This is a genomic window from Lelliottia amnigena (assembly GCF_019047465.1).
GTDB classification, from domain to species: Bacteria; Pseudomonadota; Gammaproteobacteria; order Enterobacterales; family Enterobacteriaceae; genus Enterobacter; species Enterobacter amnigenus.
The window spans coordinates 3,951,638-3,968,683 of record NZ_CP077236.1; the positions used below are offsets into that span (position 1 = coordinate 3,951,638).

At 52.1% G+C, this 17,046-nt stretch carries 15 protein-coding genes and 1 pseudogene; 14 read left to right on the forward strand and 2 right to left on the reverse strand.

Going from position 1 to position 17,046, the window contains the following annotated elements:
• The first annotated feature begins 22 nt into the window (after window positions 1-22).
• The 14 genes and pseudogenes from I6L74_RS18640 to I6L74_RS21650 form a co-directional block, all read left to right on the forward strand.
• Window positions 23-1,039 (forward strand): LacI family DNA-binding transcriptional regulator, encoded by a 1,017-nt coding sequence (locus I6L74_RS18640; protein ID WP_059178896.1) that lies wholly within the window; start codon window positions 23-25, stop codon window positions 1,037-1,039.
• A 397-nt stretch (window positions 1,040-1,436) separates the two neighbouring features.
• Entirely contained in the window at window positions 1,437-3,050 is a 1,614-nt protein-coding gene (locus tag I6L74_RS18645; RefSeq protein WP_059179133.1) for a mechanosensitive ion channel family protein, read from the forward strand.
• Window positions 3,051-3,125: 75 nt separating this feature from the next.
• Complete coding sequence (locus tag I6L74_RS18650) at window positions 3,126-4,313, forward strand: OmpP1/FadL family transporter (RefSeq protein WP_059178897.1); 1,188 nt, start codon at window positions 3,126-3,128, stop codon at window positions 4,311-4,313.
• A 360-nt stretch (window positions 4,314-4,673) separates the two neighbouring features.
• Window positions 4,674-4,814 (forward strand): hypothetical protein, encoded by a 141-nt coding sequence (locus I6L74_RS18655; RefSeq protein ID WP_156421716.1) that lies wholly within the window; start codon window positions 4,674-4,676, stop codon window positions 4,812-4,814.
• A 56-nt stretch (window positions 4,815-4,870) separates the two neighbouring features.
• Entirely contained in the window at window positions 4,871-6,460 is a 1,590-nt protein-coding gene (locus I6L74_RS18660; RefSeq protein ID WP_059178898.1) for an arylsulfatase, read from the forward strand.
• Between the two features lie 109 nt (window positions 6,461-6,569).
• Window positions 6,570-7,865, forward strand: coding sequence for an anaerobic sulfatase maturase (locus I6L74_RS18665; protein WP_059178899.1), 1,296 nt, complete (start codon window positions 6,570-6,572; stop codon window positions 7,863-7,865).
• A complete protein-coding gene (locus I6L74_RS18670; protein ID WP_059178900.1) occupies window positions 7,862-8,860 on the forward strand; it encodes an AAA family ATPase in 999 nt (332 codons plus the stop codon). Before I6L74_RS18665 ends, I6L74_RS18670 begins: the two co-directional genes overlap by 4 nt.
• Window positions 8,860-9,765, forward strand: a complete 906-nt coding sequence (locus I6L74_RS18675) for a DUF58 domain-containing protein (RefSeq protein ID WP_059179134.1) — start codon at window positions 8,860-8,862, stop codon at window positions 9,763-9,765. The genes I6L74_RS18670 and I6L74_RS18675 overlap by 1 nt, the downstream gene beginning before the upstream one ends.
• Entirely contained in the window at window positions 9,766-10,206 is a 441-nt protein-coding gene (locus tag I6L74_RS18680; RefSeq protein ID WP_059178901.1) for a DUF4381 family protein, read from the forward strand.
• Entirely contained in the window at window positions 10,199-11,176 is a 978-nt protein-coding gene (locus I6L74_RS18685) for a VWA domain-containing protein (RefSeq protein ID WP_059178902.1), read from the forward strand. Before I6L74_RS18680 ends, I6L74_RS18685 begins: the two co-directional genes overlap by 8 nt.
• Window positions 11,173-12,699 carry a vWA domain-containing protein gene (locus I6L74_RS18690; protein WP_059178903.1) on the forward strand — a complete coding sequence of 509 codons (1,527 nt, stop codon included), beginning with the start codon at window positions 11,173-11,175 and terminating at the stop codon, window positions 12,697-12,699. The genes I6L74_RS18685 and I6L74_RS18690 overlap by 4 nt, the downstream gene beginning before the upstream one ends.
• Complete coding sequence (locus tag I6L74_RS18695; RefSeq protein WP_059178904.1) at window positions 12,696-13,712, forward strand: BatD family protein; 1,017 nt, start codon at window positions 12,696-12,698, stop codon at window positions 13,710-13,712. Before I6L74_RS18690 ends, I6L74_RS18695 begins: the two co-directional genes overlap by 4 nt.
• Window positions 13,709-14,707: an HAD family hydrolase gene (locus I6L74_RS18700; protein ID WP_059178905.1), complete on the forward strand. Its 999-nt coding sequence runs from the start codon at window positions 13,709-13,711 to the stop codon at window positions 14,705-14,707. Before I6L74_RS18695 ends, I6L74_RS18700 begins: the two co-directional genes overlap by 4 nt.
• 881 nt (window positions 14,708-15,588) lie before the next feature.
• Window positions 15,589-15,780: pseudogene (locus I6L74_RS21650) on the forward strand (site-specific integrase); the annotation flags it as partial.
• A gap of 367 nt (window positions 15,781-16,147) precedes the next feature.
• Here I6L74_RS21650 and I6L74_RS18705 read toward each other — a convergent pair.
• Entirely contained in the window at window positions 16,148-16,645 is a 498-nt protein-coding gene (locus I6L74_RS18705) for a hypothetical protein (protein WP_128131041.1), read from the reverse strand.
• A 75-nt stretch (window positions 16,646-16,720) separates the two neighbouring features.
• Window positions 16,721-16,969: a helix-turn-helix transcriptional regulator gene (locus I6L74_RS18710; protein WP_059178907.1), complete on the reverse strand. Its 249-nt coding sequence runs from the start codon at window positions 16,967-16,969 to the stop codon at window positions 16,721-16,723.
• Between the last annotated feature and the right edge of the window lie 77 nt (window positions 16,970-17,046).

Below are 17,046 nucleotides of genomic sequence, written 5' to 3' on the forward strand. Positions count from 1 at the left end.
TGGCAGCCGGGTCTAAGTCGTTGTGAGAAAAACAAAACGCATCACCATCAAAGACGTAGCGGAACTGGCGGGCGTATCGAAAGCGACCGCCAGTCTGGTTTTGAATGGTCGCAGCAAAGAATTACGTGTCGCGGAAGAAACCCGCGATCGCGTGCTAGCCATTGCAAAGCAGCATCACTATCAGCCCAGTATTCATGCGCGATCGCTGCGGGATAATCGTAGCCATACCATTGGACTGGTGGTGCCAGAAATCACCAACTACGGCTTTGCTGATTTTTCTCATGAGCTGGAGACGCTGTGCCGCGAAGCCGGTGTCCAGTTGCTTATCTCCTGTTCGGATGAAAACCCGGGGCAAGAAACCGTGGTGGTCAACAATATGGTTTCCCGCCAGGTCGATGGCCTGATTGTGGCCTCGAGCATGTTGAATGATACCGACTACCAAAAGCTCAGTGAACAGCTGCCAATCGTGCTGTTTGACCGGCATATGAATGACAGCTCATTACCGCAGGTGATTACCGACTCCATCACTCCGACCCGTGAACTCGTCGCCGACATCGCCCGGCAGCATCCCGATGAAATCTATTTTCTCGGTGGGCAGCCGCGGCTTTCGCCCACCCGAGATCGTTTAGAAGGATTTAAACAGGGCTTAGCTCAGGCTGGTGTCACATTGCGCCCGGAATGGATCATTCACGGAAACTATCATCCAAGTTCCGGCTATGAGATGTTTGCCGCGCTGTGCGCACAGTTGGGTCGTCCACCGAAGGCTGTTTTCACAGCCGCCTGTGGATTACTTGAAGGGGTGTTGCGCTATATGGGCCAGCACAATCTGTTGCAAAGCGATATGCGACTGGCAAGTTTTGACGATCACTATCTTTACGATTCTCTGGCCATCTCGATTGACACAATACGTCAGGATAATCGCCAACTGGCGTGGCATTGCTTTGATTTAATAGGCAAGTTGATTGAAGGGGAAACGCCGGATCCGCTACAACGCAAGCTCAATGCAACGCTCCAGCGGCGGTATAAAACGGCAGGGTGATCCTGCTGTTTTCTTCTCAAAAGTATTTATAGTGGTGATGTCATATTCGGCACTGGAGCCCTGAAACCGTCATTCAATAATGGCGCGTTTTGACATTCTCTGGCTGCGTTCATCAATGATATGGCCAACCTGATGAGATCAACGCTGGAAAACGCGCTTTCAAAGGCCATCAATCACAGGACAAACCGGTACCAAGTCGCTCCTCACCTGCGCAGTTGAAGCTGCCCCCCTATGTAACCCGTCTCAATGCCGATATTTTGGCGTCGCAGTGAATAAAGATTCGTTTCTGAGTCACGTTGCGTTAGTTAAAGGCTGGACTATGCTGAAAATGTAAAGTCCGGCCTTTGCTTTGGGTTCATTAAAAACAACGATAATTACGGTGTTTCGGGTGGCGGAAATGAAAAGGATACGGCTCGCTGTTTTAACCTGTTTTCTCTTAGCTCTGGCTTTAACCTCCCATGCGGCAGAACCCCGGCAGGCACCGACCAATCAGGAACGCGCCCGCACCGTTTATATCTTCCATCAGCCTATCGTCATGCTGCAGGCCAAATTCGGCCTCACCACGCCTGAAGAGCGGGTACTGCGCATTCGCAATACGTTACGCAACTTCACTCAGGAAGATGTTAACGCACCTTTAAAAATCGTGCCGGTCAACCGTTATAACCAGCAGGGCAGACTGATTGTGATGAATGGAAAACCGGTGATGCTCCTGACTGCCGGCGACCTGGATGAAGGAGACGATCTCACGCTGGATCAGGCGGCGCAGCGTGTGCTGGCGCGCATGGAGACGCAGCGCACCGCCCTGCGGGACCAGTATGACAGAGGCTGGCTGGCCTTATCGGCAGTGAAAACCGCTGCGTCGCTGGCGGTGCTGATCCTGTTCTGGTATCTCGTTTATCGCTCATGGCGTTCAGTAAGACGGTTCTACCACCAGCGCATACTGGAAAACCGCAGTTGGATCCCCCACCGCTGGCGGCGATTTATCGGCGCTATCGAAACACGACTCTACGCGCTACTGATGCTGGTACTCAGCATTGTCGCCCTTTACCTGTGGTTGAGCTGGGTATTCAGCCTCTTTCCCTGGACGCGAGTCTGGGGGACGTCGCTGGGAGACTGGGCCGTGCGTGTGATTCGCGAGATCGCCCTCGCGATTATCTCCGCATTGCCGGGGTTGCTGATAGTGCTGATCATCTTTCTGATCACCGCCTTCATTCTCAAGCTGCTGAAGGTGGTGCTGAACCAGGTCGAAGCCGGTCGCCTGCAGTTGCCCGGTATCCATCCTGAGACGGTGGGCGCCACCCGCAAGCTCATCTCGGTGGGCATCTGGCTATTTGCGCTTTCGGCGGCCTATCCGTTTTTGCCTGGGGCAAACTCGCTGGCTTTCAAAGGCATTAGCGTCTTCTTCGGGTTAATGCTTACGCTGGGCTCTGCGGGGGTGATGAACCATGCCATGAGCGGACTGGTGCTGATTTACTCCCGCGCGCTACGCAAAGGGGACGTCATCCGCGTGGCGGATAATGAAGGGCTGGTAAGCGAAATCGGCATGCTGGCGACCAAGATTATCACGCGGGAGAATTACGTCGTCACAGTGCCCAATGCGGTGGTGGTAAGCGGAAAAATTACTAACCTCAGTGCGCAAGCGCAAGACGGTGGGCTCAACCTTACGGTCAGCGTTACCATCGGCTATGACACCCCCTGGCGGCAGGTCCACGCTATGCTCGAGCTGGCGGCGAAACGATCCACCTGCGTCGACCAGCACCACGCCCCGCTGGTGCGTCAGTTAAGCCTGATGGATTGGTATATCGCCTATGAGCTGCAGGTTCGCCTGCATGTGGGTCAGTCACTGGCTGCCGCCCGCAACGAACTGCACGCCAATATCCAGGATGTCTTTAATGAGTTCAACGTTCAGATCATGTCGCCAAACTTTGTGATGCAACCCAAAGGTGCAGTCATGGTTCCCCCTGAAAACTGGTATCCGGCCCCGGTAACCCCGCCTGACAGAGATAATTAATGCTGTTTATCCCTTCGGCGGCGATACGCAGAATTGCATCAAATTTTCTATATTTTAATAAAATGCAGGTGGCAAATGAATAAGATCACACTCATATCTCTCGGCATATTTCTCACCCCCTCGACCTGGGCCAGTGGCCTCTATTTTTACGAAATTGGTACAGAAGACACCGCGCTGGCCGGAGCGGGACAAGCGGCGAGGGCGCAGGACGCCTCTACCATCATGACAAATCCGGCGGGAATGACCCGTCTGCCGGATGCCATGTTCACCGGCGGGTTCCAGGTCATGGATGGCGATATCTCCTTCCAACTGGATGACGAATCGAGGGGCGGCAGCCCGGGCAATGTGATGAGCATCTTTCCAAACGCCAGCGGGTTCTATTCACAAAAAATGAATGACCAACTCTACGCCGGTATCGGGTTATACGGGAACTATGGCCTGGGCATCGATTTTGGTGACTGGGCAGGGGATCGGCTGATTAAAAAAAGTACCATGGTGGCGATGACGCTCAGTCCGTCGATGGCCTATAAGCTCAGCGAGAGGCTGTCCCTGGGGGCCTCGGTCAACGTGAACTATGGACTGCTCTCCATCACCCGTAACGTGGATGATAATGACGTTAAAGAGAAAGATCATGACTGGGTTGTCAGCTATCGTCTGGGCATGCTAATGGCGTTGACCGACCAGACCCGGGCGGGTATCACCTGGACCAGTAAAACGGATTACGATTTTAATATTGACGCGAAGGCGCGCTTCCCGAACCTCCCTAACGTGGAGTATGACCTTCCGGTATCGGCGCAGGTTCGCGCCCCCCAGCAGATTATGTTAAGCCTGGTGCACGATCTGAACAAAGAGTGGTCGCTAATGGGAGATCTCGGCTGGCAAGACTGGAGCCAGTTTGGCAGCCCGCAAATTCAAATCGCCGGTCGGGAGGTGAACAAGGATAACCGCCTGCAGGATACCTGGCATACAGCACTGGGTGTGCAGTATCGTCCCACAGAGCAGTGGCGTCTGAATGCGGGTGTGGCCTACGACAGCTCAATTTATAAGTCGCAGGATGATGTTTCTCTCTCATTGCCGACCGGGGATGAGTGGCGTTTCGCCACAGGGGCGCAATATCAGGTAACGCCCCAAAGCAATATTGGCTTCGCCGTCTCTTATTTGCATATGCAGTCTTCCCGGGTGCAGTCGCCGCAGCAACTCTCAGGCCGTTATGACGATCCTTATCTTTGGTTTGCAAGCCTGAACTACAGCTACCAGTTCTGAGGAGACAGGTCGTTTCTTTCCGTGGGAAGCGCGGCCTGATAACCTGCGAAATAATATAATATATTCGAACGTTTTTCTTAATGAAATTAATGGGCTGCTTACGCAGTTTATACTTTTCAATAGCAATGCATTAGCAATAATATATTTTCATATTTGTTTTTAGCCAACTCGAATTTTCAATGCGTCATATTGAGAAAATAATCCAGCGTGTGATTCGACTCTGAATTAGACCGATGAAAACACAGTGATTATTATTTAGGAATACCACATTCCTACGAAGTCACTATTGAGAAATGTAATGAAAATGCCCTACGGATAGAGCAACAAGGATGACGTTCACCTCCAAGGGGATTTATTAGTATGAATATGTTTATCCTGCTGATTTTAAAACTTATTTTAATATTTATTGGCCTGTGGGAATTTATCGGGAACTACTGTATTGCGGTGCGTGAGGGCACGTTTTTTGATATTCAGGGGGACGATTTTCGGGAAGCAATTTAACTGTATTTCAAATCATTACCTATACTTCTTTTGCCTACTACAAAAGGAGTTTCACCATGCTCAAAACTGTCCCGTTCAAGCGGACGTTGTTGGCCAGTATGCTTACTCTTGCATCAGGTGCCATCAGTGCTGCATACGCAGCCCCCGCAACGTCTCCCCCAGCTACTGCTCCAGAACAAGATAAATCAAAGCCCAATATCGTGGTCATTTTTGGTGATGATATAGGTTACTGGAATTTAAGTACTTATAACCAGGGAACCATGGGTTACAAAACGCCTAATATCGACAGTATTGCGGCGCAGGGCGCGAAATTTACTTCCTATTATGCAGAGCAGAGCTCTACCGCAGGGCGCTCGTCCTTCATTACCGGCCAGATGCCATTCCGTACAGGGATGAGTAAGGTAGGGATGCCTGGTGCTCCTCAGGGTTTGCAGAAAGAAGACCCGACCATCGCCAGTATTCTTAAACAGCTCGGGTATGCGACGGGGCAGTTTGGTAAAAACCACCTGGGAGACAGGGATGAATTCCTGCCAACCGCGCACGGTTTTGACGAGTTTATGGGTAACCTCTACCACCTGAATGCGGAGGAAGAGCCTGAGAACCCGGATTATCCGAAAGATCCTGCCTTCCGCAAAGAGTTCGGTCCGCGTGGTGTTATTAAAAGTACGGCTGACGGCAAGATTGAAGATACCGGACCTCTTACGGTTAAGCGTATGGGTACGGTAGATGAAGAGACGCTTGCTGCTAACAATGACTTTATGGAACGGCAGGTGAAAGCAAATAAACCGTTCTTTACCTGGTTTAACACCACCCGTATGCATAACAAGACCCACCTGAAAGACGGCAGTATTGGTGCAACGGGTCTGGGGACCTATGCCGACGGCATGGTTGAACACGATAAAATGATTGGTGACGTGCTGAAGAAAATTAAAGATCTCGGCATCGAAGACAACACCATTGTTGTTTACACCACGGATAACGGGCCAATGACGGCTACATGGCCAGATGCGGGCGAAACACCTTTCCGCGGTGAGAAGAACACCGGTTGGGAAGGGGGATTCCGCGTCCCAGCAATGATCCGTTGGCCGGGTCATATTCAGCCAGGCACCATTATTGACAGTATCTTCGGCAGTAACGACTGGTTCCCGACGCTGGTAGCCGCAGCGGGCGATCCGAATATCAAAGATGAACTGTTGAAAGGTTATAAAACCTCTTCAATGACTTACAAAGTGCATCTTGATGGGTATAACCAGCTCGACTTCCTGAAAGGCAATGGTGAAAACCAGCGTCAAGAGTTCTTCTACTGGAGCGACGACGGCGATCTGCTGGCCATGCGCTACGGTCGCTGGAAAGTGCACTTTATGATTCAGGAGCACACCGGTCTGGATCTCTGGAAGTATCCATTTACAAAACTGCGTACGCCGCTGATCTTCGATCTGGAGATCGACCCGCTTGAAAAAGGCAGCGATGGCATGGGTTACAACGCGTGGTTCTACGATCGTCTATTCCTGATGGGCGGCGCGCAGAAATACGCGAAAGAAATGCTGGCCTCATTTAAGGACTTCCCACCGCGTCAAAAACCGGGTTCGTTCACCATCTCTGATGCGTCAGCCATGCTTGAGCAGGGATCGGGTATCAACAAGTAATCCTTTAACAAAAAACGTGCGAACCACAGGCGGGCTGCATCTGCAGTCCGCTTATTCACCGGATTATCATGAATGTGCGCTTCCCCAGACGGGGTGACAGGGGTCTGCTATGAAGTACAGCACTACGTTACCAGTAAAGGCGTTGCCGTCGGCTGAAAAATACAACGGTAAAGGTCCTGAATATAAGCGTCGATTTCATGTGATGGCTAAACCCTCAGGCTCTACCTGTAATCTTGATTGTTCGTACTGCTTTTATCTGCATAAAGAGGATCTGCTTCATCAGGATCGTCATACCGGTATGAGTGATGAGGTACTGGAGAATTTTATCCGACAGTATATTGAGGGTCAGGATGGCGATCAGGTGGTCTTCTCATGGCAAGGGGGCGAGCCTACGTTGATGGGGCTTGAGTTCTTCCATAAAGTTGTCAAATTCCAGAAACACTATAAAAAACCACATCAACGTATTGAGAACGATCTGCAGACTAACGGCGTATTAATCAACGATAAATGGGCAGCGTTTCTCAAAGAACATCGTTTCCTGGTGGGGTTGTCTATCGATGGTCCCCGCGAACTGCACGACCGCTACCGCGTGACCCGCAGCGGCAAACCGACTTTCGATAAAGTCATGGAAGGCGTGGAAGCGCTGAAACGCCATGGCGTACCTTTTAATGCCCTGGTCACCGTCAATCGTACCAACGCCCGCTTCCCGCTTGAGGTCTACCGCTTCGTTACCCGTGAACTGGGTGCCACCTATGTGCAGTTCAATCCCTGCGTGGAGCCGGTCGACTTTAAAAAGACAGCCCCCCAGTTCTGGCAAGACAATACCATTCCTGTGACCGGCACACGTCGTGCGCATCCGGGGGATCTGGACTCCATTGTTACCGACTGGTCAGTGGATCCCGACGACTGGGGATCGTTCCTGATTGCAGTGTTTGAAGAGTGGGTAAATAACGATTTGGGGCGGGTGCAGGTCAACCTGTTTGAGACCGCCGTTGCCCAGACGATGGGCATGCCCGCGCAGATTTGCACGGCCTCAGAATTTTGCGGAAAAGGATTGGCGATCGAAAAGAATGGCGATATCTACTCCTGCGATCACTATGTCTATCCTGAGTACCAGATTGGCAATATTGAGAACACCAAACTGGCGCACCTCGCCTTTTCTGAACGGCAACAGGCGTTTGGTATGGGTAAACGCGACACACTGCCCAAATATTGCAAAACCTGTCCTTATCTCAATCTCTGCTGGGGAGAGTGCCCGAAAAATCGCATTGTGCGGACCCCTGAAGGGGAACTGGGTCTCAACTATCTTTGCCCGGGCATCAAAGCGTTCTTTAACTATGCCGAACCGATTCTGGTCGGGATCGCCACCTTGCTTAAGCGTGACTTTGCGGGGGTACCGAAATGAATACCAGAGAAAAACTGCTCGAGCTTGAGCAAAAAATGAATACGCAGATTCTGGGACAAGAAGAGCTGGTGCGTATGCTGATTATCGCTTTGCTGTGCGATGGACATGTGCTGCTGGAAGGCTTACCCGGACTCGCCAAAACGCGTGCAGTGCGGGAGTTGGCCGCGCATGTTGAAGGCGAATTTCGCCGTATTCAGTTCACCCCAGATCTTCTGCCTTCGGACATCACGGGGAGCGAAATTTACCAACAAAATGCGACCCGGGAGGAGGACCAGTTCCGTTTTCGTCCCGGCCCTGTCTTTGGCAACATCATTCTTGCCGATGAGATTAACCGCGCGTCGGCGCGGGTACAGTCTGCTCTCCTGGAAGCGATGGAGGAGCGCCACGTCACGGTGGCGGGCAAAACCTGGCCGTTACCGGGCGTGTTTATGGTGCTGGCGACTCAGAACCCGGTCGATCAGGAAGGGACCTGGCCATTACCTGAGGCCCAGCTTGACCGTTTTCTGATGAAGATAATGGTGGGCTATCCTTCCGGCGATCAGGAGCAGCAGATCATGCGTCTGGTCAGAGAGGAGCAGTTAAAAAAATATCAAATCATGAACAATGATGAGCGAAAGTCCGACACTGCGCCTTTGATGCTCTCGCAGACCGAAATCGCCGAAAGCTGGCAAGCCATCGCATCAATTCACGTAGCAGAAACCATTGAGCGATATATCGTCAATCTGATTGCCGCGACCCGGCAACCGCAAAGCGTGAGTGACCAGCTTGCCAGCTATATCAATATTGGCGTCAGCCCGCGCGGCACCCTGGCTCTGGAGCGCTGCGGTCGCGCGCAGGCCTGGCTTGAAGGTCGCGATGCGGTGCTGCCTGAAGACGTGCGCCGTATCGCTCCGGCTGTGATTCGTCATCGCCTGATGCTCAGCTATCAGGCCAGTGCGGATAACCGCACCGCCGATGACATTGTGGCCCTGCTGCTGGATGCCGTGGTGGCATGATGGCACACCCGCTTACTCTTGATCGTGCCACGCTGGTAGCCCTGGGCAACGAAGCCCGCCTCATCGATAACCCGCCGGGGCAAATCCCACCGGGGGCGCTGGCGGGTGAACGCACGTCGCGCCAGCAGGGGCGAGGACTCAACTTTGACAGCCTGCGCCGTTATCAGCCGGGAGACGACGTTCGCCTGATCGACTGGCAGGCAACAGCCCGTCTGCGTACGCCCTGGATTCGACTGTACAACGAAGAGCGCGAGCGCCCCGTCTTTTTGATTGTTGATCAGCGGCTGGACATGTTTTTTGCCACCCGAGGAGAAATGAAGTCAGTCATGGCGGCTAAAACCGCAGCGCTGCTGGCCTGGCGAAGCTGGCACGATGGCGATCGAGTGGGTAGCGTTATCTTTGACGATGCCTCGCTATCCCTGCACAAATGCCGTCCCCCTCGGCTAAACCTCAATCCGCTGCTTGACGATCTGCTGGATTATAACCAGCGCCTGCCTGAACGTTACCCGCAGGAAACGCTGGCAACCGTGACGCTGGCCAGCGCGCTCGAACGGGCCAGCCAGGTCATTCCCAGTGGGGCGTGGGTCGCAGTACTCAGCGATTTTCACGATCTGAATACCGAGTGTGATGCCTTACTGGCCGGATTGCGCCGCCGTTGCGAAGTCAGCGCTTTTGTTGTCCTTGACGATCTCCATTTACGGCTGCCCTCGTCCGGGACGCTTGCAGCCCGCTATCAAGGACAGGAGGCGGCATTCACGCTTTCATCGCGGTTAAAAGAGGCCATTGAAGAGAGCATTACCGCGCGGCTGGCCGCTCAGCAAAATCGTCTCACTCGCCTCGGCATTCGGGTGAATCATCTGGTGGTCTCGCAGGATCTCATCAAGCAGTTGCAAAAAGGTGTCTGAATGCTCGAAAAAGGATTCACCGTTCCCGATCTTCTTCAGCCTCCACTTCCGGAGGCCATCTCCTGGTTTCCACTGCCGGTGGGGTGGAGCGTGCTCGGCGCGGTTCTGGTTTTGTTACTGTTGATCGTTGTTCTGTTTCGCGTTGCTCGCTGGAGGCGAAACCAATGGCGTCGCCAGGCACAGTCGGCCATCGACGCCACCGAGACCGTCGATCGGGCACTGGGTCTGATCAAACAAATACGGCTGGTTCACCAGCCGCGAAAACAGATCAGTACGCAGGTGTCGCCCTCGGTGTTGTTGCAGTCGGTTCCACTGGATGAGGACCTGCGTCAGGCGCTCTGTGATAAGTATTGTCAGCCGGATAATCGACTGGAAGCACGCGATGTGCAGCGGCTACGCCTTCAGCTAAGCCGTTGGCTGGGAGAACTGCCCAATGTCTGAACTGCTTTCCCGCCTCGATTTTGCCTGGCCATGGGCCTGGCTACTGCTTTTGCTACCGCTGCTGAGTCGGTTTTTAATGCCGCAAGAAAATCGCCAAAACGAGAGCGTCCGCGTACCATTTTTACCCGCTTTAATCGAGCAGGTTAACCTGGATGCTCAGCCTGTACATGAGAGTCTCCTGCGTCGTCTCCTGTTCTGGCTGCTCTGGTTTTTGCTGGTTTGCGCGCTGGCAAGGCCTGAATATCTTTCGCCTCCACAGATTATCCAGAAGCCAATGCGCGATATGGTCCTGATTCTGGATGTGTCCGGTTCTATGTCAAAAACGGATGTGGAAGGGGGGATAACGCGCCTGAAAGCGGTGCAAAATTCGGTGCAGAAATTTGTCGACGCGCGTAAATCCGATCGCATCGGTATGGTCATTTTTGCCAGCAGCGCCTGGCCTTTCGCGCCGGTGAGCGAAGACAAGCAAGCGCTGAAGATACGCATTAATCAACTCACGCCAGGTATGGTCGGTCAGCAAACGGCCATCGGTGATGGAGTAGGTGTTGCGGTAAAGCTGCTGGAAGCCGGGACGGATGAGACGGCCAGCAAGCTCGCGATCTTGTTAACGGATGGCAACGACACCGCATCTCAACTCTCTCCTGCGCTGGCGGCCAAACTGGCGGCGTCGCATCAGGTAGTCGTCCATACTATCGCCTTTGGCGATCCGGATAGCAGCGGTGACGACAAGGTGGATCTTCCTCTTTTACAGGAGATTGCCCGGACCACCCATGGAAAATCCTGGACGGCAGCCAACTCAGGAGCCGCACTGGATAGCGTCTGGCAAGAGATAGATGCGATCACCCCTGTGCAGGTTAAAAGTATCGGCTGGTCCTGGCATGTTCCCTTATTTGCCTGGCCGCTGGTGATTGCGATGGGGGTAATCCTTCTCCTCGCCCTGGTACGCGCCTTCAGGGAGAAAACTGCATGAGTGATTTCCACTTTCTTTACCCCTGGCGGCTGCTCGGGTTGCTTCTGTGCCTGGCGCTATGGGCAGTGCCGGTTGCCAGCGTCAGCGCCTGGCAACAGATCATGGATAAACCTTTCGCCCGGGCCCTTGTCATTGGCAAAACGCATCGCCTGACTCGGGTTGCGCCCTGGCTTTTTGCCCTTGGCGTCGTGGCTCTGGCTGGCCCCAGTTGGCAACGTGAACTCCCTGCCACTCTTACGCCACAGAGTAATGTTATGGTGATACTGCAACAGGATCTGGCGATGTACGCCCAGGACATGGCACCCAGTCGCCAGGCGCGAATGCAGAGTAAGCTGAGCGAATTAATGAAAAGTACCCCAGGGACGCGCTACGGTCTGGTGGTCTATAACGCCCAGGCATTCCTGACCACCCCCTTGACACAAGACCCCCAATTTTTCTCGTTATTTCTGCATGCGCAGACCCCCGCGCTATTACCTGAAGGCGAGGGGGCAGGATTAAAACACGCCGTGGAACTGGCGCTACAAAATTTGCCGTCCTCACCACGCAGCGTGATTCTGGTTGCGGACACCCTCACGGAGGCAGACGTTGCATACCTAAAGGAGGTGGATGCCCCAATGCAACTCTGGGTACCCGGCACGGCGAGCGGTGGTTCGTTGCCGGAAAACTATGCCGATCGCGGCATTGATACCCGTTTGAATGTCAAAAACTTCAGCGAGATTCGTGACGCCGGACGACCTGTGACGCTGGCGGCAGGAGATAACAGCGACCTGGCTGTTATCCAGAGTCACATACAGCAATCTGTTACCCAGCAAAACAATGCCCGTGAGGATCTGCACTGGCGAAACAGCGGGTGGTTATTTGTCATTCCCATGCTGTTCCTGCTCTTTTTCTGGCGACGTCAGATTATTTGCGTAACCCTGGTGCTCCCTGTGCTCTGCTGGTCTCCTTCCAGCGAAGCCGCATGGCTTGATGCCTGGATACGTCCGGATGTCCAGGGGCAACAGGCGTTTGCGGCAGGTCACTTTCGCGAGGCGGCAGAACATTTTACCGATCCGCTCTGGCAGGGTATTGCCTGGTATCGGGCCGGGGATTTTACCGCCGCCGTCGGGGCATTTCGCCGCGCACCCCAGACCCCTGAAACGCTGCTATGGACCGGAAACGCGCTTGCGCAACAGAAGCAATGGCAGGAGGCGCTCGGGAGTTATGACCAGGCGCTAAGTCTGCGCCCGGACTGGAAAATGGCGCAGCAAAACCGAGAAAAAATAGCCGGTATCGTCATGCAGCTCAGGCAAAAAGAGCGCGAACGTGAGCAAGAGCAGGGGGATGACATGGACGACGGTCCGGACAAAGTCGTCAACGATCTGCAAAAGGATCAGGGCGTGAAGCAGAAGGATATTGGCGAGGTGGCGGGCGGCACCCCGCAGCTCAACCAGTGGTATGACAATTTGCAGGTTTCGCCTGCCGGTTTGCTCGAAAGTTTATACCGCAATACTGCAGCGAACCCACAGGAGCAGACACCATGAAACTGCCTGCCGTGCTGCTGTTTGTCGCCTCATGGCCTGTGCTGGCGGCTATGGATATTACCCGTGAGCTGGAAGCGCCGAAAATCGTCGCGCCAGGCCAACCCGTTACGGTGTCCGTGACGTTCTGGACCGACAGCTGGTTTAACCCGCCGCCGCAATGGCCTGCATTTCCGCTGCAAAACGGTGCCCTGATGACGACGCCGTTGCCCAATCAGCTGGTGACTCGACAGAAAGCTGGGGTGAGCTGGAGCGGGGTGCGCCTCGAACGACAGATTATTGGCTGGACGGAAGGGATGCTCAACCTGCCGGCGACGGATATCACCCTGACTTCATCGGGACAAGCCCCGGTGACAGTCCATCTTCCTGCGCTCATGCAGACGATCCAGTGGCCGCCGGATGTCCATCAGCCTGACCGCTTTTTACCCGCCCAGGATCTTACGCTTGAGCAGCACATTCAGGAATTTTATGCCGGCCAGGACGAGGTACTGCGAGTAGGGGACGCACTTGAGCGCAGCGTGACGGTTAAGGCCAAAAATGTGCTACCCGAGCAGATACCGCAGATTCTCTATGCCATTCCAGGGGAGAGCAGCCAGCGGCTGGCCCCCGTTAATCGCTTCGCCAGGAGTGGGCGAGGCGAGATCTCTGGGGCCATACGCGAAGAGCGGATTCGTTACCTGCCGGTGAAAGCCGGCACGCTGACGCTTCCTCCGGTGAAGCTCCGATGGTGGGATACCCAAAGTCAACGCTGGCAGGTAGCAGTGCTTGAGGGCAAAACGGTGAAAGTCTCGAGCGCCCGGGAGGCTGGTGACGAATCAAAGTTACGTGGTAAAGCCAGTACCGAACTTTGGCCGACGGTGGCGCTGATCTTGTTCGTTATCCTGACCATGGTGGTGTGCTGGTTTACCCGCGCCGCGCTTGGTCGTGGTATGCAATGGCTCCATAAACGCTGGCATCATTTCTGGGCTCCCGTTGCGCTGCCCGGTCTCGCTCCTTCAAAAAGGAAAACAGGATGAAGAAAACGACGCTAAACCTCGCCCTTTTACTTGCACTGAGCTGGAGTGCGCATGCTGAGACCTTGTCTTCATGGAACGACACGCCTGCCAGACAGGCTATTGAGACATGGGTGCAAAATGCGGTGAAACCGAATAGTCCCACCTGGATACCGCCCGAGCAGCGGTATGTGGTTTTCGATAATGACGGTACCCTGTGGCCGGAAGCACCGCTCACTTTTCAGCTGCAGTTTGTAATAGACGAAATCGCGCGATTAGCCCCGGAACACCCCGAATGGAAACAGGATCCTCTGATCAACGCCGTCATCAATAAGGACATGAAAACCGTGGCGGCGGGCGGTGAGAAGGGGATCATAAAACTGCTCACCCTGACGCACAGTGATATGACGACAGAGGCTTTTAACCAGCGTGTCGCAACCTGGCTGGAAACCCATCAGGATAAACGCTTTGGCTGCCGCTACGATAGCATGGGTTATCAACCCATGCGCCAGCTACTGGATTATCTGCGCGAGAATGGTTTTAAAACCTGGATTGTGTCGGGAGGCGGTATCGATTTTATGCGCATGATGTCGAAAAAGATGTATGACATTCCGCCGGACCAGGTGATCGGCTCATTCGCCCTGAACGAATTTGAGTTGACCGATGATGGCACCCAGATTCGCAAGACCATGCAGGGGGCGTTTAAAGACGATGCCGCCAACAAACCTGTGGCAATTCATCTCTTCATAGGACAGCGCCCGGTGGGTGCCTTTGGCAACAGCGATGGCGACTTACAGATGCTGCAATATACCGCGGCCAATCAAGCCTATAAAACATTTGGGCTGATTGTCCATCACACCGATGCGAAGAGAGAATACGCTTATGACAGCCATCCTCCGGCCAGTGGAAAACTGATTGAGGGGTTGAAAGAGGCGAGGGCGAAAGGCTGGACTGTGGTGGATATGCAGCACGACTGGAAAACCGTTTTCGATCCTGAACTCTGTCCTGCTAAGGGGTAATGAGGTTTCACCTGGACCTGTGGTGACGTGTTTATTATTGAATCTGAATACGCTGGCTTTATCGTTGTTAAGGGTTATGGATTTACCCTATTTAACGATATTGCCGCGTGTCGCTTCAAAACCGAGCGGCATCTTCAGGCAGCGTTGTGCCAGAAACTAACAATATTTTCGCAATGCCATTTTATGACTACTGGAATAAGGAAAGGCATTGTGTGATTTGCCAGAGCTCGCTAAAAATGTCTAATAGCGATATTAATCATTCCGGCGTCAGATAAAACTCCTCATCCTATAAAATGGCCAGCGTGATGGTTTCGGCGTTTGAAGAGCCGCTTTCAAAGGCCATACGCAACCAGGCCCAACGTGCCCACGAAACGCCGGATTCTGTCTAACGCCACCTAGGTACGCATAATGTATATTATGTTAAATGAAATACAATGATAATATTCACTAAACCAGTTGGTTATCTAGGGCTGCAAACGGCGATGGATCTTGATGGACATGGAAACCTCTCTGCCGCTGCTGTATCCCCTCAGGTACCACATTGACCATTTGGCTTACCGCTCATTGTCCACGCAGTCAGCTTCACTTCAGTCTGTGAAGTTTTTTTACGAATTCTAGTACAAATCGCCCTTGTACTCTGATTCGTTGCAACGATTGACACCACATACAACCCGACATACTTGGGCCTTTTTGACAATACAAAGAATATGGCATTCAAAATATTTGAGAAATCAGCTAAACAAGACACACTTTGTTGCTGGAGCCCCTTCCCTCACAGGAGTCATGGAAGAAGCAAAAGATGAGCTACGGCTGATGGGAGGATGGAGCCCGACTAGTCAACTGCCTGATCTGTATGCAAAACGAAAGGCCATCCTTTAGCAGGACTGGTTGGCGACGAGTTACATGACAAAATTGGTGGCTGCTCCAGGAGCAGTAGTAAATGCCCGTTCAGCGAAGTGTGTTGTTGTTATGGTTGTCTGTATTATCGCCCTTTTACGGACGGTAACCATCAGGCTGTACTTGAGTGCGTCAAAAAAGAAGTTGATGAACTTATCACCATTTCAGACGGTATGCGTAGTTTCCATCACCAATGCGGATATTATTATGATCATAAATAAATACGCCCTCACCTGTGATACTTGCAACGGATGTAAATGCAGGGATTGAAAAGCTTAAGGCACACGTCACGGGGATTACATTAGTTTTAAGTTTCACACTGCTCTCTCCCTAACATCAATAGTGTAATGCAGTATAACAAAAGAAATTCATTTCGCTACGTCAGTGCGTTGTCACTGATTGGCGCATCACCTTTTAGGCTGGGATACTGAATCTACTGGCGGTTAGTATCACTGTTTTATGTACTAATGAAATTTTCCACGACAGAAGAAATTGATTCATTCAGGATGACCGGTATATGATATATGTAAACATAATAATTGCTTACGCCTTCAATTTTTTTCTTCTCAACATGTCAAATCCTTTCCTGCGAATAATGCCATATCTTAAAAATAGTGCATCATAGATACTTTTTATTTCCGGGAACGTGTCTTTCGGTTCACCTACCCAGGTAAAACGTAAATAATCCCCCTGCAAAGAAACAGGCTCGCAGCCAGGAAATTCTGCAGCTTTTGACAGCACGCAGGTCATTAATGCAAATTCATAGCTAACATCATCATAAGCACTGAATTGGGCACAGGCCCAGACATTATTTCTTTCGAGATTATAAGTATTGCAAAATTCATCGAGAACGCTTTCAACGAAAGGATAATTTGTTGTCAGTATGTCACTTATTGGACGAATAAGCTTGTGCATAATACCTTTAGCCTTTACCTCATAATCATACAGGCTAATGAACGAACAGGACAGAATGGTTCTGGGTGTTTTGACCTTATGTGTTTTTATAAAATCACTGAAATTTAATTCTGCTTTTGTTTTCACCAATCCAATATCAGTTCCTGCGATCCGTTTCAGTTTTATTTCAAGGTTTCTGGAATCCCTGATGTTATATTTTTTTCATATTTGCTCAAGTGATGCGGTAGTGAACTTTAGTTCCAGATATACACGGTACACCTGAATTTTTTTTATGTATTCCGTTGGACTAAGCCCCATAAATCTGGAGAACAGCCTTGCAAGGTGCCTTCTTGTGTAACCTGAATGCCCCTCAAGTTCAGACATTTCGATATTGCCGGGGCTTTTCTTGTTTATATACTCAATGACTGAGTCAAACACAGTTCTGGAAAATTCAACATCAGATTCTTTCATTTCGGATTCCCTTTACGTACGCCACACGCATCTGCTTATACTAGCCTTCCTTAAACAAATCTGGTGCACGTTTATAA